This window comes from Caballeronia glebae, assembly GCF_001545035.1.
GTDB classification, from domain to species: Bacteria; Pseudomonadota; Gammaproteobacteria; order Burkholderiales; family Burkholderiaceae; genus Caballeronia; species Caballeronia glebae.
Window position 1 is genome coordinate 1 of the sequence record NZ_FCOJ02000008.1, and the last position, 22,683, is coordinate 22,683.

The window sequence follows — 22,683 nt, forward strand, 5'->3', positions numbered from 1 at the left end:
CGCCTCAAGGGTTCGCTGCGCCGGGCTCCCGCCCGCCCTTGACCCGCACAAACACCCACTCTGAATTCAAAAGAGGCGGATTTTATTTGTTGGACATTTGTTCGATGCTTCGCTCGATCGCAAAACGTCGTTCGGCAATCGGCTGCGTCGAACGTATGCGACGCCGAAGGATGAGCGGACTAATGCTCCGTGCGTAAATCTCGCAACACCAGGCCTCTTTGCACCGTATTTCTCCGCCTATCGAGAATGGCGGGAAGGTGGTTTATCGGCCATGGAAACGGCTTTGGAGAGCGGCAAGAGTACTCTTGCGATTACGATGGATATTGAGCGGTTCTATCACCGCGTATCACCGCGATTTCTTCTGCGGCCGTCGTTCTTATCCTCTATCGGCCTTACCTTGACTCGGCAAGAGCGTCAGTTTACCGAGCGACTATTGACTGCGATGGCTACTTGGTACGAGGCAACGCCGGACTTCCAAATCCGCCCCGAGGGCGCCGTTCCGGTCGGGCTGTCTGCGTCAAAGATCATTGCAAATGTGCTTTTAACTGAGTTCGACAGAGCGATCGTCGAGAAGCTTGCTCCCGTCTACTACGGCAGGTATGTCGACGACATATTTCTAGTCTTTAACGCTGATGGGGCTGATCTTGGTGCACAGCGCGTCACCGGAAGAATCGCTACAGCGCTGGCACCGATCGTCAAAGTGAAGAAGAATGACGGAGGTCCGGACTCGCTGACACTGCACCTTCCCTATGCCAAAGACTCGGAGCTCATTTTTGCCGGGTCGAAACAAAAGATCTTTGCTCTTTCGTCCGCGCACGGCGCCGACCTCGTGCATCATATTCGCGATCAGATACGACAACAATCAAGTGAGTATCGCCTGTTACCAGCGGTCCCGTCTTCCGGGATCGCGATGGCCTCGCGAGCGCTGTTGGCCACGCCGAATGCGGCCCTGCAGGCGGACGCGCTGCGTAAAGCTGATGTCGTATCAGTACGCCGGCTCGGGTTCTCGCTGCTCCTTGGTGATATCGAGACCTATGCCGCAGACCTGCGCCCCAGCTCTTGGCGGTCAATTCGCGACGAGTTCTATGGGTTAGTTACTCGGCACATCGTCACCCCGACGGGATTTTTCGAATTCTTCGGCTACATCCCAAGAGTGTTCGGCTTGATGCTTAGCTGTGGCGACATCAAAGAGGCCAAGGATCTGATCACGGAGGTTTCAGCGATCGGTGCTCTGCTCGTGGAGACCACAACGCTTGGTGAGCCAGGCAGGAAGACGGCATTCGAGCTTTGCCTGCAACAGTACGCGTCGGCCATGCTGCAAGCTGGTCTCCAGGCCGCAACCATCAGATCGGTTCGCTTGACCCCAGGTTACCTTGGCGTGTTGAGAAAACTGAAGACCCTCAGTTCAACTTTGAGGGTACCGTCGAGCGTTGAGTCACTTCAGGTCTTGGTAATGCAGGTCCTGCTTGCGGACTGGGGGCGCCGCCCTTACAAGGAGTACTGGTTTCAAGATCAGCACACCGATGAGAAGGGACCGAAGGTCCCACGAGAGATGGAGGTTCGTCGCCAGCTCAGACTTGGGGCAATACGTCGGTTCAGGCTAAATGCAACCGATCTCAAGATTCCGCACTGGCCGGGCTTGGCTTTCCCAACACGGCCACTTCGCATCGATGAGATCGGACTGGTGGCGCCAGCTGTTTTGTCCGACCACAGTCTGTTTCGCAACGTGATAGGTTTTTTGAGGGGCGCAGAGGTTGCATCCAGACAGCGACTGGGATTCGCTCCGAATGAGGATTTGCCGATCTCTTACTTCTTCGCCGGCGGCAGGCCTAGGGACCGCGTGCGTATTGCTGTCACTAGCCGGGAGACTACGCAGGAACAGTGGACTGCCGCGGCGAAGAACAAGCATGATCGCTCCGCGCGCCGCTACGTCGCATTCAATGGCCTTATCAACCGCATACTGAAGGAGCCAATGCGCCCCGACTACATCGTCATGCCGGAGTTGAGCGTTCCGTTGCGATGGGCGCTCCGAGCCGCTCGCAAGCTCGCGACCAACGGCGTATCGTTGCTCACTGGAGTTGAATACCATCGAGATAGAGCGACAAAGAAGCTTAGAAACGACTGCCTCGTGTCGCTTACGACATTCTGGCCAGGTTATGCGAGCAGCGTCGTAACCTTGCAGCCCAAGTTCGAACCGGCTCACGGCGAGCGGCTTGAATTGAAGAAGCTGCTGGGCAAATCAAACATGTTGTATAAGCCAATAGGGCTGCATGCCAAGCCTACTGTATACGGCCATCGAGGCTTCTTCTTCTCCGTGCTGATTTGCAGTGACCTAACCAACATTTCACACAGAACGGAATTGCGTGGAAAGATCGACGCCCTGTTTGCACTCGAATGGAATCCCGACACAAAAACCTTCGCCTCGCTTGTTGAATCCGCAGCCAACGACCTGCACGCCTTCGTGATACAAGCGAACAATCGCAAGTATGGCGACAGTCGTATCAGGTCGCCTGCGAGCCAAGACTATGCGCGCGACGTGGTACAAGTCAAGGGTGGCGTGAGCGACTACTACGTGCTCGGCGAGATTGACTACCATGACCTCCGCGCCGAGCAGCGACGAAGGACCAAGAAGCCTCAGTTTAAGCCGGTACCAATTGGATACGTAATGTCGAAGTACCGTAAGTAGCCGAAGACTACGCGACGGACGATTGGGATGGCAGTTCTCGCGCTTATCATCTGTGGTAGGTCTTCGAACTCGACTGGCGCCGAGGCATAGGCGCGTTGCGCATTGAGCGCGGCGATCCCGCTACACGGCGGGCGTCAGCCCCACGTTAGAGATCAGGGGCAGAAAGGGATAGGCCTTGTCCGGCTACGGTGCATCCGGTTCGGGACAGTCTAATGCAGTCGAAAGGTAGACGAGTCTTCAAGAGCAGTACCTCTTGCTGCGGCCAGCATCTTGTTAGGCCGCGCCCGTACTATGCAGCTTCGGCGTGTCCAAGACGGCCGCCTTGGCTACTGCGCTACCTGCAACTCCTCGACAAGCTGATCCTTGGTTGACTGGTTAAAAGAGTCGCGCCGGAACCTCAGTTGCTCCAGAAGGAATGTGTTGGCAAGTTCGAACGAATCAAGGAGGGTGTACCAGTTCAACACGTAGCGCTTCATCCGAGGGTCATCACTTACTAGCCCCAGTTCGCCTCGAGCAATTTGTCCACGCATGCGGCTCTCTATCTCTGTATCAGCCGCCGATATTTTCCGGCCGATCAGGATCAATTCGAAGTGCATCCTTTCACTTCCGAATTCGGGATGCTTCTTGATTATCGTCGCGTAGTCATCGAGCTGGCGCAGATGCTTGATGTTAAGCGCGATGCCCGGACGCTTGATTTCGATGATCACGCAGCGATAAACCTGCTGGCCGTTGGGAGCGATCGTAGGAATACGACGCGCGAGAAAGAGATCTGTCTGACGTTGCGCACCCGCGATGTCGGCGACCTCGTCATCGACATCCTCCGCGCCGATATTGTTGATCTGCGGGATCTTGTTGCGCAGCTCTCTGGCGATCTTTGTAAATGTATCCTCCTCGGCGCCAAGCGTCTCATAGCCGGGTCCAAACAGCCACGTATTGTTCTCGATGATCTTTTGCAGATCCGGCGTTTCCAGAACATCGCGGTAGTGATCGTTCATAAGCGCCCGAAGCTTCGACGCCGCGGCCTGCCGGCGTTGAAGAATTTCGATAGTCGCAATTATGTTCTCAAGCGTTGTCTGCTTGAGTTGATCGGCGAGCGATTTCACCGACTCTTCGTCCAGATCCAGCACGCTGTTGAGCACGTCAAAGAGCGAGTCGTTCTCGTTGGAGACGGCAAGGCGGTCCAGCAGCCGGATGATGATTTTGCGCTGCTTCTTGCTGGCAGCATTGAATACCGAAGGGTCAGCAACGTAAATGGAAGTGACCAGCTCCTTCGTATTGATTAAGCGCCACGAGCGTTCTTCCGGCGGCAACTCCGCGTACGACGGAAACAAACCCTCCTCAACGTATTTCTCTACCTCCGCCGCTGCCTGTTTGCGGAGAAACCGCTCGTACAAAAACTGCGCCAGTTCACCCACCTGACGCAGAAGCTTTCTCCACTCGGTAGAGTTCGTCGTGTGGGCATCCGGTTGAAGCAAATCCTGAGCAGGTGCAAATGCATCTGCCCAAGAGGAGCTGATATAGATGCTCGTAAAAAAGCCCGCCTTGTTGTTGAGTGCGCTGAGCTGCTTGTAGACGATTCTCCCGAAGGAATCCAGCAGATACGTGTACGACTTTTCGGAGCTAGGCTTCTCGTTCCATCGAATCACCTGTACGTCGAACGCGCAAGAACCGACTGTAAAGCTCTGTTGCGTGATTTCGTGGCTCGGAACAGGAATCGACTGCTTATTTACTTTCAGTCTCTTCGATGGGTGCAATGCAAGAAACCAGCCGAACTCAACTGCGAACTTCGCACGCAATTCAGCCGCGACTGGAAGCTGGCAGGAGAACTCTGACAGTTCTACGAACGTGCCTTTCGCTTGTAGTCGCAGCGCCGGACACTGCGTTTCTTCGGAGACAAAACTGGCCTGGTAGTCCTTGATCGTCAAGGCATCAATGGCAATTCGTGCCTGACCGGTAGCAGACTTTGTGTTCCACGTCGCGAAACGGCAGATGCGATGAAAAGAGAGACGACCACGACCATGCGCACCATGCTGCCCCGCATCCTCGCGCTTGTGCGAGTCGTTGAAGCGGCCAAAAGTCTGCTTCAGCGTTGTCGGGTCAATACCATCGCCGTCATCCAGAACGGAGACAGCGGCCAGTGCGTGGAGGCTGTTGAATCGGACGTCCACCGCCACGACCTCAGCTTTGGCATCGAATCCGTTCCAGACGAGTTCGAACAATGGCTGCCACGGATCGATGCTCTTGAAATGTTTCTTGATGCCCTCGTTGCCGATCTCTGTAGTACCGGAGATGTCAATGTTTGTGGTCATGGTGGCACCCTGCGTATTGTCCTCGCTCCGCGTGCACGAGGTTGACGCAAGCTCGTAGGCCGGGTGGAATTCCACCCGGCCTACGAATTTCTACGTCCCCGGTGTTGGGTCGAAGGTTTCTGAATCGGCTCGTTGGCTGGTTCGTATTGTAGGAGGTTTCGTTAGACAAGTCAGTCACTACGCCGATGGTGCTCCCTGCACGCCCCCCGAGCTAGAAGCCCCGTCGACAAACCCGACGATCACAAAAACGCTTCGGCACTACCTGATGCCGCCGGCCCGCTCGTACTGCCCCATCGTCAGCGCTCGTGCCTTCGCCGTCGGCTTGACTCGAAGCATCTGCCCATCGTCTTTCGCAAAGTAGCCGACCACATATCTTTCGAGGCGCGCGTACTGCACTTCGTCCCCGGGCTCAAGCGGATCAAGCGCCCATCGTCCCTCGGCACGCAATTTCTCTACGTCACCGCGGTTACGGCAATCGAACACTACCCCGCACCCACCCGTTACCCTGCTCCACCGGTCCTGCACCAGATACACCTTTCGATCGGACGCGCTGGCATTTACCCGATCAGCATCGAAGAACAGCAGGCAATGGTGGTGATTGGCGTGATGTTCGCCGCCAGTTTCTGTTTTGCAGATGTAGTCGACCAGCCCATCGAACAGATCGGCATCCTGCCCCATGCGGTTACCAAAGAAGCGCTCGCGGTCATGAATTGCCTGCGCAATATCGACGCGCGCGCGCACTTCCCATACCGGATGGTACGCATGCGGTGTTGCAGCTTGCTGCTTGCTAAACGCACCCCAGGCGTGACGTGGCATGGCGTCTTCCGCAAACGCACTTGACTCGCCGTAAAACAGATCGAGGCGCAACGGTAAAAGACGCTTGTCCGCAGCACGCAACGTTTGAAGCGATGTTGAAATCGACTCGGCCTGAACCCTCAGGTTATCGTGTCTCTCCCATAGGCGCTTTCGCAGATTGCTCAATACCGCTGCAGTCCTGAGTTGGTTCGCGAAGTCGCTAAAAAGGTACTCATCGCGTTGCATCGCCATAGGTGCCGCGCTCACTGCTGTGAGTCGAATCTCACCTAGCGGGTGACGTGCGAAGCAATCAAAGAAAAGCTGCCAGTCTGGGCTATACGCATACCCCGGCCAATACAGGTCCATCCATTGATCACACCGTCGTACAAAGCTCGTATTGGGAGGCGACTGTTCATTGCTTAGCAACCACTCCATGAACGATGTCAGTTCATGAGCAAGCTGTCGGTATTCGCCTGGTTCCCAATGTCGTTGGTTCGAAGGTGCGAGACATTGCATTGCCGTTTTCAGTTTCATGATGATTATCCTTTTGATGGTTATCCTGGACAATTTATGCATGAAGGCAATAATTTTAGATCTTCAATTTCCAAATTGAAGAAAGAGATGTCGCTATGGTGGATGGCGCTATCGCTTGAGCGCATTGTTGTTTTATCTACTAGCGCAACTTTGTAGTGGGGACTATCGCTTTGGCTATGGATAGTCGATAAGAATTCCTAAAATAGCCAATATTTACTTTTTATAGATAATAACTAATGAAAGACTATCCTAATATAGGAGAAGGTAGTGAGCAGCCACCTCACAAGGCAACAAGGCCCCGTGAATTTATCAGAATTAGTCAACAGATTCCCTTGTTTGTTAGCATATCGAAATTTAAGAGTTATCCCGACAAACGGCTCTTTTCCACCACCTTACCGGTGCACGTAGAGACGTCGTAGCCGTTCGTTCGTGTCGCAACATGCCAGATCCGCCAATCCGTATCGAATGAGAGTGGTCCAATGACCACTCCTGCGTGAATATCCCTTTCGAATGTGACGTACTTCAAAAAGCCGCTCTCAAGCTGTCGAGGTACGAAAAGCGGTTAAAGTCTTCTACGAGCGCGCTACAGAGCTCGTCCTTTCGCTCCCATTCAGAGCACGACGCGTCGAGAAAAGCACGACCGACCCGGGCTCGAAAGTTGGACTCGTCCTCGTGATCAAACCGCGTTGTTTCCTTGTATTCCTTCCGATACCCCTGCCGCAGCCAGTCCCAGTTTTCTTCCGACACCCAGGCAGGCTTGTCGTCAGGCTGCGGTGGTTTTGGTTGCTTCACCGGGCCAACTGGGCCAACTGGGCCAACTGAGCCAACTGGACCAACTGGACCGACTGATCCACGCTGCGCGCGCGCGTCGGCGAATTCTTGACTCCCGGTGGCACTCCCGCGGAAGCTCATCGCTGCGCTATCGACATACGGTGGATACTGGATGCGAGCGTCGGCATACGGAACACCCGCATCCGCCACAGGAGACAAACCGAACTGTGCGCCATGGATAAATGGCGACGATGTGCCATTCGACGCCGAGCCGTATGCTGGATAGCCCGGAAAACTTCCAGGGAACCATTGGCCAGGCTTTGTTGCCGCCGGACCGAACGGTAGCCCGCCAGTCACATTGCCTACGCCGCTCGCTCCTACCGGTGCATTACGCAGACACAGGACGCTTGGGCTGTGAGGGCCGGCACCGGTTTGCTTGCTCGACAGCACGCCGACACGCTTTCGCGCCCGCTTGAGCGTTGTGCTCGAAATGCCAGCCGCGACGGCTAGAGATTCAACTTCCGAACACAGCATCGAACCGTTCGCGAGCACGTTCAGAAGGAACTCGGCTGCCCTTCCTAACTCGCCCCCCGGCATTTCCTCAGCATCACCTGCCGCCGATTTGAGGATTTCGTCGGCCGAACCCTCCAACAGTTCAGATGACCAGCCAATGCGCGATGTCTGAATCACTTTTCCGTCGACCTGCACCTCGACCGGTTGAATAAGATATTCAAATCCTCCGTCCGTCGAAGCAATATTCGTCTTTGCCCGCACCAGAACGCCGCGTTGAAGCCCATCTTCAGTCCTACCGCTGACTCTGGCTGCGATCAGGACCATTCTCGGCACGGCGCCGTATGCGAGACCGCCCATCACGCGTTCCAGCGGTGAGCGCCGCGAAGAACCCTTGCTGACATGGGTAAGGCAAAGAACAGCGCAGCCCACAGCCTCGGCAAAACGCACCAACGACTCCAGTGCATCACGCACAACCTGGTTGTTGTTCGTATTACCTGCCACGATCGACGTAACGGGATCGATAACAACGAGTGCGTAGCCACCTTTACCAATCAGCTTTTGCTGTAGCACACCCAGATCACGCTGGCAGTCGAACCTGCGCCCGCGCCCGCTGATCTCGGTTGTATTGTCAATTACCTCAACGTTGCGTAAATCAGCGCCCATCGCAGCCAGCCGCGGTTTGATCGTGTCCGCGACGCCGTCCTCGGTGACATACATCAACACCCGACCGGGTTCAGCACGGCTGCCGTCGGGCCACGTGCCGCCTGACGAAATCGTTGCCGCGTAGTACAGGGCTATCGACGTCTTGCCGGCGCCCGGCGTGCCGGCGAGCAACGACAACTTCTTCTTTGGCAAGAAACCTGGCAGCAGCCATTCCGTATTCTCGGCAACAACCTGGTTCGTGGAAATGATATTGATGTCCGCCGCTTCGGACGGATCTCGACGTGTAAGAAACATGCTTTACCTTCGCCCCTTAGCCATGCCCATTGCCGAAACGGGCAAAATACTGGCGGTTCAGACTGCCAGCTTTCGGCTGCCCACACCGCAGGAACTTGCGTATCGTCTCCTGCTTCGGCTTGAGACGCCCTGCCACGACTGCCTCATGAATTTTTTCGAGCAGCCAATCGTCATGGGGCGTGACCGGACTGCCAGCGTTTTTCCCGGCGGATGCATCGTGACCCGGCGCGACTGAAATGTGGTCGTCGGCATGCGCTACGCGATCGCCGACCATGGCGTCGTACTCCAGCGCGGTAGCGTCATGTTCCTGCGCAACCGGCTTACGGTCGCACGCGACTGCCACGCGAACGGCTGTACGACCCGACGCGACCGATACCAGCAGCCAGCCGATGATGGCAGCGCCTTCGAGCACGACCGTACACGCAACGCCTAGAATCAGTTCGAGACGGCTTTCGGTCGTGCCCAGCCAGGACGCGACCGTCAACGCGACCGGATCAGCGCGCAGAGTCGCGCGTAACGACTCATTGCGATCAACCCGTTCATTGCGCCGGTCTTCTTCGGCTTCGCGACGCTTCGCCTCGTCTGCCTCGGTCTTCAGCGCCGCAAGCTGCGCCGCCAGCGTCATTTTGCGAACCTTAAGGGTCTGGCAGTCGACCGCGCAGCGGCGCACTTCCGCACGTGCCACTTCGGCGCTGACCTTCGCAAAGTCTGGGGCGATCTCGGCGAGCGTGCGGGCTGGCCGCAAGTCCGTGCCGGAGGGGGCGACGAGGGCCGGCGCGCTGGCGACGCGCTTGTCGCCAGCGTGCCGCTGCGACACCACGAAGAACGTAACCTGACCGTACAGCACGACCACCAGGCTGACGCCCCATACCGCGGATGCAAAAGCACGCGACGGCACGTGGAGTGCGCTCCTGCGCATGGGCAACAAATGGACGTACACGACGGCCACGGCGCCAAGTGCGACGTTCATCACTTGCTCCACGAGCGTGCCGCCACGCTGCCAGCCCGCGTACGTTGCGATACCGAGTGACGCCGTGGTGGCCAACGATGCCGCAACCATCGGGAGCATCAGCAACGTGAATGGCTTGCCGCGAGAAACATGAAGCGGCGGAATTCCGATTTCGGGCCGGGCGGCCGAAGGAGGTTGAACCTGGGCGACTGCGTTCATATCGCCCTCCTGTCACGACGCATCGCGCGATTCAGCGCGCGATGCGATCCATGTATCGACCTCGGATTCCAAAAAACCAACCGAGCGTGCCGTAAGCTTGATCTTGCGCGGAAAAGTCGGGTCGCTCGCCATGAGCACGTACAGAGTCGCTCGCGACAGATTGGTACGCTCAATCAGTTGCTTCATGCGAAGGATGCGCAGTGCCTTATCGAGCTGGCGGACTACGGGAGTGGCGTCGACCGACAAACCGCCGTAATGAGGAATGGATTGCCGCGGAACGACATCTTGCACTTGCCTGGTCATGAGTTTCTCCGTCAGTGGTTGCGACGGACGAAGCTGTCTATCCTCGTCCGTCTTGTTCCGGCTAGCGCCGTGAGTGACGGAGAATGCGGGCGGAAGCGCTGTTCCGCGCAAGTGCTTTTTTACAGTTCCTGTTTGCCCTTATCTGGCGCTGGTCTCAGGCGTCTAGGGCGGAAGTATTCCGGTTAGGCGGAACTACGACCTTTTGATCGGTTTAGGAAAAGGGCTCGGTGTCCCCCTCTGTTCGTCGATCTGATTAATGATATTTCGAACCTGCCTGCCGGTTATCCCGAAATGCCGGGACGCAAGCATATTGTAATTTTTTAAGCCGCCGTTATATTTCTTTAGACAGAAGTCATACACCGCTTCGGGGTGAGCGACTTTTCGTCTACCGATGACGCTCTCGTTGCCGCCGGACGGCAACGCAGGCGTCCCCCGTTCTTGAGATGTCACGTCGCCCTCATCTCCCTCATCGCAGCGTGTGTCCGTATCGACATATGCGAGGCCGTTTCGCTCCAAGTACGCGATCGCCTGATCGCGTGGAATCAAGCTATCGATGCAAAGCCTCGCAACTGGGACATGATTGGCGTCAACCAGCACCAATCGACCAAGAACAAGCTCCTCTTGAAGTGCATTTTGATGACGCCTCATCACCGCGGCATGCTCCAACTTGCGCCGTTCGACCGTTGCCTCACTGACCAGAACGGGTTTCCACGCGGGCCGATCGCTCATGGCGCAATAAGCTTCCATAAAAGCCGCCGCGTCGCCTTCCGAAATCGGGTAACGCAGCGGTCGCCGCAAGTCCGGTAATATGAGGCTCAGCACACTGCGGTCCTCGTCAGTCAGGTCAAATCGGAATGTCCTTTCGACGACTTGATCGGGCGCGTATCCAGCCTCGAACAATCCAAGTGTTTTGATCTGAACATCTCCGTCATGCTCTGTAATGAGTTGCTCGAGGCGGCGGCCATCCTCCGAAATCAATACGCTTTGCAAGCACACCCCGGGAGGCAAATCTCCGTTGATTGCAGGCTCGGCCAGCGCATCGTAGAAAGTCACCAGTTTGCCTACGATGCAATCGATACCTTCGAGTCCTTCTTCTCCGGTCGGGCAAACCGTCTTCGCGATTGCCCTACAAAAGTCCCGATAATCGATCAGAAAATCGGATGGAAGTTTGACGGGGACTTGCATTGATGCACCGTTAGGTTGGGTCGTTGACTCAATCCAGTATAACGGGCGCGGATTTCGCGGTCACGCTGCCCAGAACACTCGAAAATCAACTCGGCACGAGTCAGAGCGACTTCAACGAAGACAGCCGCTCAACGCGCAAACGCTTGATGGCAATGGCTTTGGGACGCATCAGCTCTCGAACTCTCGCGCTTGCCGAACGTGAATTTTTTCGTCTGTTTCCGTATATCTGCGAGAGGCTCAAACCCATCACAGTCAGACGTGAACCGCATGCCGTCCTGACACGTACACAAGATCAGCTCAAGGAAAGGCTAATTGCGTACGCTTTCTCGAACAAGGTCCCAATACTGAGTCAGGTTCCCCGCCGGCAGCGGCGACAACGGAAGCACTCCTTGATCTACTGACGACTTAGTCCAATTCAAGAAATTGTAGCGATCCGGAGCACATCAGTCCCGGTCTTTAGCTTGTCTAGGTAGTCGGCCCACTTCTGCATCATTACGACCCTATCATCGATAAACCTCGTCCGGTTGTATGCCGTCCCGAGAGCATCGGAGACCTTGTGCGCAAGCTGATGTTCAATGACTTCACTTGGGAAACGAAGCTGCTCGTGCAGGATCGTGCGCGCCATCGCTCGAAAACCATGGCCCGTAATCTCTGTTTTGGTATCGAAGCCCATCCGCCTCAGCGCCGCGTTGATTGCTGCGCCGCTCATGGGCTTCTTAACGTCCCGTCCCGGAAATACGTATTTGCGTTGCCCAGTGAGCGCTTCCAGTTCGCGCAGGATCGCGACAGCCTGAGTTGCAAGCGGCACTAGGTGCTCGGTTTTCGTCTTGGAGACCGTGTAACGCCACTGTGCCTTTTCGAGGTCGAATTGCGCCCACTCTGCCGTGCGCAATTCACCGGGCCGCACAAAAAACAAAGGGGCCAGGCGCAAAGCACACTGGACAACGAACGTCCCCTGGAAGCCGTCGAAGGCACGTAGAAGACCGGCTACCTCGCGCGGCTCTGTGACAGACGCGAAATGGGTGTGTCGAGCGGCTGGAAGCGCACCACGGAGATCAGCACTGACGTCTCGCTCTGCCCGCCCCGTAGCCACGGCATATCGGAAAACCTGGCCGCAGTTCTGATGGACGCGGTGGGCGGTGTCGAGCGCGCCGCGGGCCTCCACCCGCCGCAAGACCGCGAGCACGTCAGGAGCTTTGATTTCCGCAATCGCACGGCCACCAAGCCATGGAAAGACGTCCTTCTCCAACCGACCCATAATTTTGTCCGCATGGGTAGTTGCCCACCCCGGTGACTGCCGTGCAAACCACTCACGTGCTACTGCTTCAAAACTGTTCGCGGAACGCTCGACTGTTGCCGCTTTCTGCACTTTTCGTTCAATACTCGGATCGACACCATTCGCAAGCAGCTTTCGCGCGGCGTCCCGACGATCACGCGCTTCCTTCAAGCCCACGTCGGGATACACCCCGAGCGACAGACGCTTCTCTTTGCCCCCAAACCTGTATTTCAGACGCCACCATTTACCACCAGCAGCCGAAATCTCTAGGTACATGCCACGCTCGTCGAACAAGCGATAGAGTTTGTCCTTTGGCTTTGCGTTACGAACGCCCACATCAGTCAATGCCATTTCTCACTCCTTGACGGGCACACCACGCGTTGCGCTTAGAAAGGCGCGAAGCTCGGCGCTTTCCGATGGACTAAGGTTCATACGGCGAGCGCCGATTCGAATCGACAGCGCGCCATCACTGTCTATGGAAAAGCGCATTGGAGCATCCAGCCGGGCGGCTTCGTCCCGCAACGTGGCACGCTCCTGCTTCCTCGCTTCGCCCGGATTAGTACCCTCGGCAAGTAAAGCCCGCGCCTCATCTCGCAGCTTCCTTGCTGCTGCAAGCGTAACGGTGGGATAGCTACCGAGCGATAGGCTTTTCTCTTTACCGCCGAAGCGGTACTTGAGTCGCCAGTATTTGCCGCCGCCCGAAGAGACGAACAAATACAAACCACCAGCGTCGAATAGCTTCCTTGGCTTAGCGGCGACGGCCGTGGAATTGATGATAGATTCCGTCAGAGGCATTTGGGGAATAGTGCAGCGGCAAGGTTTGGAGTTGCCCCTGAAGTTTTCCCCGTTGGGGGCAAGATGTCAATGGAAACGCCTAGACATCGCTGGAAATAAAAAACCCCGCGAGCCTTTACGGCTGCGGGGTTTCTAGACTTCCTTGGACATCATTGGATGTATTCTTGGTGGAGAGGAGGAGGATCGAACTCCCGACCTTCGCATTGCGAACGCGACGCTCTCCCAGCTGAGCTACCCCCCCAATGAATTAAAATTCTACCACAGCAAAATCGCCGTCAGGCAAGCCTTCGGACGATTCCGCGCACCGCTCACTTCTGCGGCGACCCAGCCAGAATCCACGCGACAACCATCTTGATATCCGCATCGTTCATCTTTGGATGCGAGGGCATCGGAATCGAACCCCACACGCCCGCGCCGCCGCTCTTCACCTTCTTTTCAAGCTTCGCGCTCGCCTGCGGATCACCCTTGTACTTCTCGGCAACCTGCTGAAACGACGGCCCCACGAGCTTGCGATCGATCGCGTGGCAACCCATGCACGCATTGCTGCGCGCGATCGCCATCGCATTCGCGGATGAAACGGGCTGCTCCGCAGCGGAGACACCGAAAGACGCGGCGAAGATCACCGCGCCAATAATCGAACGTACCATGCTCATTTCACCGTCGAAGCCGGATTGGCATTGCCCGGATGCACGTCCGAATTCTTCACGGGCGCGGGCGACTGCGTGTCCAGCGGACGCGACGTCACGCCCGAATCAGGCACCGTGCCGACCGTCGCTTCGGCGGGAGCCGGTGCGCCCGACGCGGAGACCGCGCTCGCATCCGATGCCGCGGCCGCTTCCAGCGCCTTCGCCTCTTCAGGCTTGATGTACTGGAACACCTTCACGACCTGTTCAACGCCCGGCACGCGCGCGGCGACGTCCGCGCCATGCGCGCCTTCGTCCGGCGTGACGAGTCCCATCAGATACACGACGCTGCGCTCGGACACCACCTTGTAAAAGTTCGCGCGCAAGTCCTTTTCGCCGACCATCGCGGTCTTCACGCGTCCTTCGAGGTATGAGTCGTTCGCGCGCGACGAGATCGAACTCGCGCCCTGAACCGACAGTTCGTTGACGATGCTGCCGACGTTGTTGATCTCGCGCACGACCGCTTCAGCCTTCGCCTTCGACGCGTCGTCCGGCACTTCGCCGGTCAGCAACACGCGCCGATTGAACGCGGTCACGTTGACATGCGCCGTATCGGGCACGTTCTCGTTGATCCGCGACATCGCCTTCACCTGAATCTCGCGGTCTTCGGTCTGCGCACCGAGCGTGCGGCGATCCGTGGCGATCAATGTGCCGCCGGCCGCCGCGCCGACGATCGCGAGCGCGCAGCCCTGCAACGTCAATGCGGCTCCCGACAACATGCTCACCACGAGCGTGGCTTGGGCCAGCGTCGCCTTGACGCGTGTCTTGTTCATCAACTCCGTTCCCCCTTTCAGTTTCAGTCGTCTCCGAGCAGCATCAAATCGATGCCGTCGCACAAACAGTGAATGGTCAGCAGATGGACTTCCTGAATGCGCGCCGTTCGATCGGCCGGCACACAGATGTGGATATCGGTTTCGGCGAGCACCTCGGACATCGCGCCGCCACCCTTGCCCGACAGCGCGATCACGATCATCTCGCGCCCGTGCGCCTCCTGAATCGCGGCGAGCACGTTCACCGAGTTGCCCGACGTGCTGATCGCGAGAAGCACGTCGCCCGATTGGCCAAGCGCGCGGACCTGGTTCGAGAAGATCTGCTCGAACGCATAGTCATTGCCGATGGCCGTGAGTATCGACGTGTCGGCGGTCAGCGCGATCGCCGGCAAGCCCGGGCGCTCGCGCTCGAAGCGGCCGATCAGCTGCGCGGCGAAGCGTTGCGCGTCGGCCGCCGAGCCGCCGTTGCCGCAGACGAGAATCTTGTTGCCGTTGGCGAGCGCGCCAAAGAGCGTGTCGACGGCGGCCGCGATTGGAACCGCCAGCGTGTCGAGTGCTTCGAGTTTGAGTGCCGCGCTGTCGCGGAATTGCTGTTGAATACGTTCGACTGACATCGACTCTCGATCATCGGCCGCGACCGGCGGCGGTATTGGGCTTGAACGCTCAAAGCGTCGGTTGTCGCGCAGTTTACCGCATGCATCATGCGATGAACCGCGCTCAGGCTTCGTCGGCGCGAAACGCATCGGGCAGCCAATGGATGCGGCCCGCATCGAACGCGACGACATCGAAGCGGCACGCAGGCAACGCGCCGCGCCAGGTCGCCAGGAAAGACTGCGCGGCAAGCACGAGGCGCGCGCGCTTTTTCGCATCGACACTTGCGGCGGCATTGGCGTAATGCCTGCTTTTTCTCGCCCGAACCTCGACGAACACGAGCGCGCCGTGTTCATCGAGCATCACGAGATCGATCTCGCCGCCGCGACACGTCACGTTGCGCGCGACGAGGCGCATGCGCTGCCGCTGCAGAAACGCGAGCGCGTGCGTCTCGAAAACATCGCCGAGCGTTTTGGACAAGGCTTCTCCATAAAAGTTGTCGGCGGGCCAATCGAATCGCGCATGGCAAAATGACGTCCTTTCCCTGGACGCCCGCGCTCATGCTTCAGATCTCCGAACTCGCCGCTGGGCAGAACTATCCGACAGGCGCGCTCTATGTCGTCGCGACGCCGATCGGCAATGCGGCGGATATCACCGTGCGCGCGCTTTACGTGCTCGGCCTCGCGGATCGCATCGCCGCCGAAGACACGCGCAACACCTCGCAACTGCTCGCGCGCTACGGCATCTCGAAGCCGTCGATCGCCGTGCACGAGCACAACGAACGCAGCGCCGCCGAACGCGTGATCGAGCATCTCAGAAACGGCGAGCGCATCGCGTGCGTATCCGACGCCGGCACGCCCGGCATTTCCGATCCCGGCGCGCGCCTCGTCGACGCCGTGCGCGAGGCGGGGCTGCCCGTCGTTCCGCTGCCCGGCGCAAGCGCGCTCACGACCGCGTTGAGCGCGGCGGGCGCGTGGGTGAGCGGCTTCTCGTTCATCGGTTTCCTGCCGACGAAGGCGAAACAGCGCGCCACGCAATTGCGCGCGCTCGCGAATCATCCGATGGCGCTGGTGTTCTACGAGGCACCGCATCGCATCGTCGATACGACGCGCGCGCTCGGCGAAGCGTTCGGCGGCGAACGGCAACTCCTGATCGCCCGTGAACTGACGAAGTTACATGAGAGCTTGCATCGCTGCACCCTGGCCGAAGGGCCAACGTGGCTCGAAGCCGATGCGAATCGTCAGCGCGGGGAATTCGTGCTGGTGGTGGAAGGCGCGCCCGAAGCGCAAGACGCCGACGACGCCCACGATGCGCTGCTCGCGACGCTGCTGGAAGAGCTGTCGGTGAAGAGCGCGGCGCGCATCGCGGCGACGTTGACGGGCGCATCGCGCAATGCGCTGTATGAACGCGCGCTCAAGCTTGCCAAGCGCGACGTAAGCGACGCAAGTGACGTAAGCGAAGAAGAATGAAAAACGGGCCGTCGCGAGACGGCCCGTCGGGGTTCTGCAAGGCGCGAGGCGAAATCAGTTCACGCTGTCGTCGGCGAGCGCCTGAGCCTGCTCTTCGCGCGCCACACGCGCTTGCTGCTGCGTGAGACCTTCGATCTTCACCTTCTGCGTGCCCGCGCCGCGCATGCCGAGCACCGCCGCGGCTGCGTACGAGAGGTCGATCACGCGTCCGTGCACATAAGGCCCGCGATCGTTGATCTTCACGACCACAGTCTTGTTGTTGGATTCGTTCGTCACGCGCACCCACGAAGCGAGCGGCAACGTGCGGTGCGCCGCGGTCATGGCGTTCATGTTGAACTTCTCGCCGCTCGCGGTCTTGCGACCATGGAACATGCGGCCGTACCACGAAGCCTTGCCCTTCTGCTCGAAGCTGCCGGCGTTCGGGCCGGTAGTGATCGGCTCGGCGTCAGAGAGCGACTGTGCCGGTTGAGCCGGCTTCTCGGCAGGCAGGGCGGAGAGGTGCGAATCGAACGCGAGCGGCGCCGCCGGGCGGGCATTGCTCGTGCTGAGTGAATTTGTGTTCTGAGGATTGGACGCGACATCGCCCGAACCCGGCGCGGCGCATCCCGCCAGCACGCCAACTGCTAGCAGGCTCCCCACATGTCGAATAAATCGAGCGTTCATAGATATATTTCAACGAAAAAAGGAGCAGCCGCGCTGCGCCAGTCGGCGCGCGCACGCTACTCGAGGCTTTGCCGTGCAAAGCAGAACGCCGTTCGATCAAGCGAACGGTGAACTGTGCTCGGATGCGGCGCACTCGTGCCGCAAACGCCCGGTTATTGTTCACGTCTGGCGCAACCTGTCCCCGGCAGCCTGACCAGACCCCACAAGCCGCCATCGAACGTGGCATCACATTCGTGCGCTGGTGAAACCATGTCAGCGCAGGAACGGCGGCGTAGGCCCCATCCGGCGCGATGGCTGCAAAAGCCATCTGGCAGACGCGCGGCGTCTGGCCGGACAAGACGTGTGCACCTACTGGAGGTGCTTGAATTGCAATTGCGAGGCTTTTGGCCCCCAACAGCGAACTGACGACGATTGTAAAAACGCACTAGCGTTTTCGCCTTCGTCTATTGACGGCATGGTTTGATCCATGCACAAGTAGAGGCATTATACAAAAAAAAAGGGGTTCGGCTCGCCGGACCCCGCGAATCGTCATTGATTTTCGCTATGAGCGTAAGAATTGCCGGTTTTTTGAGCATTTCGAGTGTCCGTTTCGGCGCCGTCGCACAGGTTGTGGCACCGGTACAATGAACGTTTTTACAGCCCTGCGTTCACCGACGTCAGTCATATGAAAGTCATTCTCGTTCCCGTGACGCCCTTTCAGCAGAACTGTTCGATCGTGATCTGCGAAGCGACCCAACGCGCCGCCATCGTGGATCCGGGCGGCGACATCGAACGCATCATCGCGGAAGTCGAGCGACAGGGCGTGGTCGTCGACAAGATTCTTCTGACGCATGGCCATCTCGATCATTGCGGCGGCGCAAAGGCGCTCGCGGACCACTACGCCGTACAAATAGAAGGACCGCATCGGGAAGATGCCTTCTGGATCGATCAGTTGGCCGCGCAGACTCAGCGCTTCGGCTTTTCGGATGCGGAGGCGTTCACGCCGGAACGCTGGCTCGCCGACGGCGACACCGTGCAGTTCGGCAATGAATCGATGGAAGTGTATTTCTGCCCGGGCCACACGCCGGGTCACGTCATATTCTTCAGCCGAGAACACAAGCTTGCGTTCGTCGGCGACGTGCTGTTCGCGGGGTCGATCGGCCGAACCGATTTCCCGCGCGGCAATCACGCCGAACTCATTCGCTCGATCCGCGAAAAGCTCTGGCCGCTCGGCGACGATGTCACCTTCGTGCCTGGCCACGGGCCGACATCGACATTCGGCGAGGAACGGCGCAGCAATCCTTTCGTGCGTGATGACGCGACAGCGGGTACGACAGCGTGAACGCAATTCCCGAAATCTACGTCAGCACCGACGTCGAGGCCGATGGCCCGATTCCCGGACCGCATTCGATGCTGAGCTTCGCGTCCGCGGCCTATACCGCCGACAAGCAGCTCATCGGCACTTTCTCGGCGAATCTCGAAACGCTTGAGGGCGCGACGGCGCATCCGGTTCAGGCGGCCTGGTGGAAAACGCAGCCCGACGCGTGGGCCGCATGCCGCAAGGACCTGCAGAAACCCGAGATCGCGCTGCCGGCTTATGTCGAATGGGTGGAAGCGTTGCCCGGCAAACCTGTGTTCGTCGCGTATCCGGCGGGCTTCGACTTCACTCATATGTTCTGGTACATGATGCGTTTTGCCGAGCGTTGCCCGTTCTCGTGGTCGGCGCTCGACATCAAGACGCTCGCCTTCGCGATGACCGGTCTGCCGTATCGCAAGGCGATCAAGCCGCGTCTGCCCAAACACTGGTTCGACGAGTTGCCGCACACGCACGTCGCGCTCGACGACGCGATCGAGCAAGGCGCACTCTTTTGCAACATGCTCGCGGACCTTCGGATCTCGCAGGCAAAGCTGGCCCAGCTATCGAGCGAATCCGGCGACGAGAGTGAAGGTAAAACCGCGCCATGAGGCCAATGCGTTAGGGAAACTCCCTCAGTGCAGCCGCATTTGCATTGCGTTTCTTTTCCGGCGCCTCTACTATTAGAGTCAATTCGCGACCGAACGGAGGCGCAGTTGACTCTCGATACATTCTCACAAAAAATCTTGCGTCTCCTGCAGCTGGACGCACGTCGCTCCGTTCAGGAAATCTCCGACCAGGTCGGCTTGTCGAGCACGCCGTGCTGGCGTCGCATCAAGGACATGGAGCAATCGGGCGTCATTCAGCGCTATACCGCGCTGCTCGATCGCGAAAAGCTCGGCCTTCATGTCTGCGCGCTCGCGCATATCCATCTGACGCGGCACACCGAAGGCGGCGTCGAGCAGTTCGAGCGCGAGATCGCCACCTGCCCGGAAGTCACCGAGTGCTACAGCACGACCGGCGAATCCGATTACATCCTCAAGATCGTCGCGCCCGATATCAAGGCCTACGACGCGTTTCTCCACGATCGCATCTTCAAGATTCCTGCCGTCGCGCAGGTGCGGACGAGCGTCGTGCTGCGCGAAATCAAGTTCGACACGCAACTGCCGCTCTGACGGGCGCGTTGAGGGCGACGTGTCGGGGCGGTGCTTCGGCGTCGCGGGGGCGCGAATCTCACGCGCTTCGACCTTTGCGTCGGAGCGCATCGAATCGTTCGCCTTGAGTTTCGCGGTCGTGTGCGTTGCGCCTTGCGCGGGCGGCATGACATCGAGGTTCAATGTCTCGACCGAAAGATCGGGTTGCGCAAACGCGTCGCTCACGCTCGGATGCAACGGCTATCGTGTTTGGTCAGCGCGTTCGCTCGCGCCGATCTGCAATGCAATGACCTTCCGGAACCGATACGAGCCTTTCGACGCGAACATGGGCATCGACGATTGTGAGGTCGCCCATTTTTGCCCGTGCGCAGTTCATGGACTTCGCGCACGCCGGCCGCACTGACGAAAAATAGCGCGCAAATCGTCGGCAGTCGTTTGATCGAGCGCTCTATGCCTCCCGACTGAACACCCCTTTTACAATCGAAAAACGGGACAAGCGCAGGCCGCTATCTGCGCCAGAATTCCAAATCCCGCCACGCTGCCGATAATCCTGAGCGCGACAACCGACGTAGAAGCCGCATCCGATCGATGCATGCCACGCGTTTCCAACCCGCGTCGCGAAGCGCACTCCTTCCGCGCGCGGACGATATAACGAGAAAGCCCATCCTTGGAAACGCGCGCGAATATCGCGACTGCCATCGCTCCGACCTTTACCGCGAAATATTCTGAAGGTTGACTGTGCCAGTGCCCGCGCTTCACAACATCTCGGCAACGACAGCGCCCCATCACCCGCAATCCGCCGAGGAAAATAACAATACGCCTTCACAACGGCGATGGTCTTAGTTATGGTCGGCGTCAAGTGCAGCGCTTGCGTGCTTTTTCGCAATGAGCACCATGAATTCCGAACGATAGTCCCGATCGAATGAACGCCATCGGCAATGAGTCTCGGCAGATGGAGCGAAGCCGGCTGTTTAGCGCGATGCTCTCGCAGCGGATTCTGGAACTACATCCGCTTTTCCACACCGCGCCATCGAAAGCGACATGTAATTTATCTCGACCTTCATACTTCGACGTTTTATCGGCCAGCACCTCGCGGCGCATTCGAACATCAAACGTAATTCCCGCAAATCACCGACCAACGCACACGCCCTGCTCGCAAAAAAGCGACCGTGCCACCGTTCACCGGACGTCGGAAATAAAAAAGCCGCGTCGTGAAACGCGGCTCTTTGAACGCATCATTTAGCTCGGACTTACTTGCCGATCAGAAAATTATCCCGATCTTGTCCGGCAATCCACTTTGGCGGCTTCCCGCGGCCCGACCACGTGCTGCCGCTTTCCGGGTCGCGATACTTCGGCGCCACGCCAGAACGGCTACGCGCGGCTTTCGCGCCTTTTGCACCCCGGCCGCCGGCGAGCTCCTGAAGCGTGATGCCATAATCCGCCATTTTCTGCTTGATCTCATTAAGCACTTCGGCGTATTCGCGCGACTTCGCTTCTTCAATCTGACGTTCGAGAGACTCGCGTTGAGCGAGGAGTTCCTTGTATGAAGGCATGGCAATTCCCTAAGTGGTTTGCTGACTTGCGAATCAGTGCGCTCGCTTTCAGTTATCGGTATAGCCTCGGACTGGCACGCAGATTAACACAGTTCTCAATAACGCGGCATGTGCGAATTGCCACCTAATAAAACTTTAGCAATTTTCCTCGTAACATCTGCCGAAAGCTCAGAAGGTTGCGGCCTTCATCGATCCGACGGAAGCATCGGCTCAAACATCGGTTCAAGCATCGGTGATGGCATCGGATGAAAACAAGACAATCGAATCGGCAGGAAAATTTCATCGGATGACAACTTGCTACCGTTTATTTGGCTACACGCCCCGTCGCGGGCTAAATCGGGCCGCAACGATTCGGATTTATCTCGTTCAAATCCTGTCTTGCCGCTCGAAACAATCGATTAGCGCGGCCTTCAAATGCTCCTTCGTCAGTTTTGGGTAATCGAATGTAAAACGATTGCGAGTACCGGCGAGAAGGAAATCGCACCCGTGCCGGTCTATCCCCAATAATCGGAGATTCTCCGGCCGGCCCGGGTAAGCATCGAAATATTTGCACAGCGATGATTCGTCCTCCGCCGAAAGCGGCCGCAGCGAATCGAGTTCTTCGCCGGCGAGCCATCCCATCGCGCCGAATCCGCCGATATACCGCATGCGTTCCAGCGACATCACCCAGAAAGAGAAATCGCCGAGTTCCAGATAACGCGCCGCATTCGGGTGATAGCGCAAATAGCGCCGCGCGAGTTCGCCGCTCTCTTCCGGCGCGGCGGGCGCGAAACTGCCGAGCATCGTGAGGCGCTGGCCTTCCAGCACGCCGCCGTCCGCGGCATGCGCAACCAGAAAGCCGGCGCGCGCATCGGCGTGAAGATTGCGCGTGTGCTCGGCAAGATGGCTGATGAGCAACATCGGCAGATGGCGCGCGGTGGGCGCGAACGGCAGCGCCGTCGGATAGGGAAAGCCGCGCGGCTCGCGCGAATGCGTGGCGAGCGTGCCTTCCGAGACGCGATGCAGCAGATGCAGCGGCGCTTGCGACGGAATGTTCATCCTTGCCTCGTGCAGTCGTGAATGGTCGGACGATGTTAATGCAGCAGGTGCGAGCGCGTCGCCTGGCCGTTCGATAGAATCGAAAACCTTCGCGTGCGATGGCAGCATGTCCGGTTGCCCTCGCATCCCGCGCAACT

The 22,683-nt window shown here is 58.3% G+C and carries 20 protein-coding genes and 1 tRNA gene; 5 read left to right on the plus strand and 16 right to left on the minus strand.

Annotated elements, in window-relative coordinates; all coding sequences use genetic code 11:
* The first annotated feature begins 271 nt into the window (after positions 1-271).
* Complete coding sequence (locus AWB82_RS07355; RefSeq protein ID WP_235023210.1) at positions 272-2,686, plus strand: RNA-directed DNA polymerase; 2,415 nt, start codon at positions 272-274, stop codon at positions 2,684-2,686.
* A gap of 326 nt (positions 2,687-3,012) precedes the next feature.
* Here AWB82_RS07355 and AWB82_RS07360 read toward each other — a convergent pair whose 3' ends face one another.
* From AWB82_RS07360 to AWB82_RS07420, 13 genes are all read right to left on the minus strand, one after another.
* Positions 3,013-4,995: an ATP-binding protein gene (locus tag AWB82_RS07360; RefSeq protein ID WP_086966503.1), complete on the minus strand. Its 1,983-nt coding sequence runs from the start codon at positions 4,993-4,995 to the stop codon at positions 3,013-3,015.
* A 258-nt stretch (positions 4,996-5,253) separates the two neighbouring features.
* Positions 5,254-6,324, minus strand: a complete 1,071-nt coding sequence (locus AWB82_RS07365) for a hypothetical protein (protein ID WP_143756684.1) — start codon at positions 6,322-6,324, stop codon at positions 5,254-5,256.
* A gap of 522 nt (positions 6,325-6,846) precedes the next feature.
* Positions 6,847-8,565, minus strand: coding sequence for an AAA family ATPase (locus AWB82_RS07370; protein WP_086966505.1), 1,719 nt, complete (start codon positions 8,563-8,565; stop codon positions 6,847-6,849).
* Between the two features lie 16 nt (positions 8,566-8,581).
* Positions 8,582-9,733: a hypothetical protein gene (locus AWB82_RS07375; RefSeq protein WP_086966506.1), complete on the minus strand. Its 1,152-nt coding sequence runs from the start codon at positions 9,731-9,733 to the stop codon at positions 8,582-8,584.
* Positions 9,734-9,745: 12 nt separating this feature from the next.
* The gene (locus tag AWB82_RS07380) at positions 9,746-10,036 is read right to left on the minus strand and encodes a helix-turn-helix transcriptional regulator (RefSeq protein ID WP_086966507.1); all 291 of its coding nucleotides are present in this window, start codon (positions 10,034-10,036) and stop codon (positions 9,746-9,748) included.
* Positions 10,037-10,228: 192 nt separating this feature from the next.
* Complete coding sequence (locus tag AWB82_RS07385; protein WP_086966508.1) at positions 10,229-11,221, minus strand: hypothetical protein; 993 nt, start codon at positions 11,219-11,221, stop codon at positions 10,229-10,231.
* Positions 11,222-11,636: 415 nt separating this feature from the next.
* Positions 11,637-12,848 carry a tyrosine-type recombinase/integrase gene (locus AWB82_RS07390; protein ID WP_086966509.1) on the minus strand — a complete coding sequence of 404 codons (1,212 nt, stop codon included), beginning with the start codon at positions 12,846-12,848 and terminating at the stop codon, positions 11,637-11,639.
* Between the two features lie 3 nt (positions 12,849-12,851).
* Complete coding sequence (locus AWB82_RS07395; RefSeq protein ID WP_086966510.1) at positions 12,852-13,292, minus strand: Arm DNA-binding domain-containing protein; 441 nt, start codon at positions 13,290-13,292, stop codon at positions 12,852-12,854.
* Positions 13,293-13,457: 165 nt separating this feature from the next.
* Positions 13,458-13,533, minus strand: a tRNA-Ala gene (locus tag AWB82_RS07400).
* 67 nt (positions 13,534-13,600) lie between these two features.
* Entirely contained in the window at positions 13,601-13,945 is a 345-nt protein-coding gene (locus tag AWB82_RS07405; RefSeq protein WP_086966511.1) for a c-type cytochrome, read from the minus strand.
* Positions 13,942-14,748 carry a BON domain-containing protein gene (locus AWB82_RS07410; protein ID WP_086966512.1) on the minus strand — a complete coding sequence of 269 codons (807 nt, stop codon included), beginning with the start codon at positions 14,746-14,748 and terminating at the stop codon, positions 13,942-13,944. The genes AWB82_RS07405 and AWB82_RS07410 overlap by 4 nt, the downstream gene beginning before the upstream one ends.
* A 23-nt stretch (positions 14,749-14,771) precedes the next feature.
* The gene (locus AWB82_RS07415; protein WP_086966513.1) at positions 14,772-15,359 is read right to left on the minus strand and encodes a phosphoheptose isomerase; all 588 of its coding nucleotides are present in this window, start codon (positions 15,357-15,359) and stop codon (positions 14,772-14,774) included.
* A 103-nt stretch (positions 15,360-15,462) separates the two neighbouring features.
* Entirely contained in the window at positions 15,463-15,816 is a 354-nt protein-coding gene (locus AWB82_RS07420; protein WP_086966514.1) for a YraN family protein, read from the minus strand.
* Positions 15,817-15,896: 80 nt separating this feature from the next.
* Here AWB82_RS07420 and rsmI point away from each other — a divergent pair, with 80 nt between their 5' ends.
* Complete coding sequence (rsmI, locus tag AWB82_RS07425; protein WP_086966636.1) at positions 15,897-16,805, plus strand: 16S rRNA (cytidine(1402)-2'-O)-methyltransferase; 909 nt, start codon at positions 15,897-15,899, stop codon at positions 16,803-16,805.
* 54 nt (positions 16,806-16,859) lie between these two features.
* Here the strand turns inward: rsmI and AWB82_RS07430 are convergent, their stop codons facing one another.
* A complete protein-coding gene (locus AWB82_RS07430; protein ID WP_086966515.1) occupies positions 16,860-17,468 on the minus strand; it encodes a septal ring lytic transglycosylase RlpA family protein in 609 nt (202 codons plus the stop codon).
* A gap of 664 nt (positions 17,469-18,132) precedes the next feature.
* On the opposite strand from AWB82_RS07430, the gene AWB82_RS07435 reads away from it, so the two are divergent.
* The 3 genes from AWB82_RS07435 (at position 18,133) to AWB82_RS07445 (ending at position 19,976) form a co-directional block, all read left to right on the plus strand.
* Positions 18,133-18,789 carry an MBL fold metallo-hydrolase gene (locus AWB82_RS07435; protein ID WP_086966637.1) on the plus strand — a complete coding sequence of 219 codons (657 nt, stop codon included), beginning with the start codon at positions 18,133-18,135 and terminating at the stop codon, positions 18,787-18,789.
* Entirely contained in the window at positions 18,786-19,412 is a 627-nt protein-coding gene (locus AWB82_RS07440; protein ID WP_086966516.1) for a 3'-5' exonuclease family protein, read from the plus strand. The genes AWB82_RS07435 and AWB82_RS07440 overlap by 4 nt, the downstream gene beginning before the upstream one ends.
* Before the next feature lie 105 nt (positions 19,413-19,517).
* The gene (locus AWB82_RS07445) at positions 19,518-19,976 is read left to right on the plus strand and encodes an Lrp/AsnC family transcriptional regulator (RefSeq protein WP_008352298.1); all 459 of its coding nucleotides are present in this window, start codon (positions 19,518-19,520) and stop codon (positions 19,974-19,976) included.
* A gap of 1,229 nt (positions 19,977-21,205) precedes the next feature.
* Here the strand turns inward: AWB82_RS07445 and AWB82_RS07455 are convergent.
* Together AWB82_RS07455 and AWB82_RS07460 are read right to left on the minus strand one after the other, a co-directional pair.
* Positions 21,206-21,508 (minus strand): H-NS histone family protein, encoded by a 303-nt coding sequence (locus AWB82_RS07455; protein ID WP_086966518.1) that lies wholly within the window; start codon positions 21,506-21,508, stop codon positions 21,206-21,208.
* A 366-nt stretch (positions 21,509-21,874) separates the two neighbouring features.
* Positions 21,875-22,546 (minus strand): HugZ family pyridoxamine 5'-phosphate oxidase, encoded by a 672-nt coding sequence (locus AWB82_RS07460; RefSeq protein WP_086966519.1) that lies wholly within the window; start codon positions 22,544-22,546, stop codon positions 21,875-21,877.
* Positions 22,547-22,683 lie beyond the last annotated feature (137 nt).

Bases quoted from the DNA above. Each gene is read 5' to 3' on its own strand.
- AWB82_RS07430 (WP_086966515.1), bottom strand. From the start codon at position 17,468: ATGAACGCTCGATTTATTCGACATGTGGGGAGCCTGCTAGCAGTTGGC.
- AWB82_RS07405 (WP_086966511.1), bottom strand. From the start codon at position 13,945: ATGAGCATGGTACGTTCGATTATTGGCGCGGTGATCTTCGCCGCGTCT.
- AWB82_RS07360 (WP_086966503.1), bottom strand. From the start codon at position 4,995: ATGACCACAAACATTGACATCTCCGGTACTACAGAGATCGGCAACGAG.
- AWB82_RS07355 (WP_235023210.1), top strand. From the start codon at position 272: ATGGAAACGGCTTTGGAGAGCGGCAAGAGTACTCTTGCGATTACGATG.
- AWB82_RS07375 (WP_086966506.1), bottom strand. From the start codon at position 9,733: ATGAACGCAGTCGCCCAGGTTCAACCTCCTTCGGCCGCCCGGCCCGAA.
- AWB82_RS07390 (WP_086966509.1), bottom strand. From the start codon at position 12,848: ATGGCATTGACTGATGTGGGCGTTCGTAACGCAAAGCCAAAGGACAAA.
- AWB82_RS07385 (WP_086966508.1), bottom strand. From the start codon at position 11,221: ATGCAAGTCCCCGTCAAACTTCCATCCGATTTTCTGATCGATTATCGG.
- AWB82_RS07455 (WP_086966518.1), bottom strand. From the start codon at position 21,508: ATGCCTTCATACAAGGAACTCCTCGCTCAACGCGAGTCTCTCGAACGT.
- AWB82_RS07370 (WP_086966505.1), bottom strand. From the start codon at position 8,565: ATGTTTCTTACACGTCGAGATCCGTCCGAAGCGGCGGACATCAATATC.
- AWB82_RS07435 (WP_086966637.1), top strand. From the start codon at position 18,133: ATGAAAGTCATTCTCGTTCCCGTGACGCCCTTTCAGCAGAACTGTTCG.
- AWB82_RS07415 (WP_086966513.1), bottom strand. From the start codon at position 15,359: ATGTCAGTCGAACGTATTCAACAGCAATTCCGCGACAGCGCGGCACTC.
- AWB82_RS07365 (WP_143756684.1), bottom strand. From the start codon at position 6,324: ATGAAACTGAAAACGGCAATGCAATGTCTCGCACCTTCGAACCAACGA.
- AWB82_RS07410 (WP_086966512.1), bottom strand. From the start codon at position 14,748: ATGAACAAGACACGCGTCAAGGCGACGCTGGCCCAAGCCACGCTCGTG.
- AWB82_RS07460 (WP_086966519.1), bottom strand. From the start codon at position 22,546: ATGAACATTCCGTCGCAAGCGCCGCTGCATCTGCTGCATCGCGTCTCG.
- rsmI (WP_086966636.1), top strand. From the start codon at position 15,897: ATGCTTCAGATCTCCGAACTCGCCGCTGGGCAGAACTATCCGACAGGC.
- AWB82_RS07380 (WP_086966507.1), bottom strand. From the start codon at position 10,036: ATGACCAGGCAAGTGCAAGATGTCGTTCCGCGGCAATCCATTCCTCAT.
- AWB82_RS07395 (WP_086966510.1), bottom strand. From the start codon at position 13,292: ATGCCTCTGACGGAATCTATCATCAATTCCACGGCCGTCGCCGCTAAG.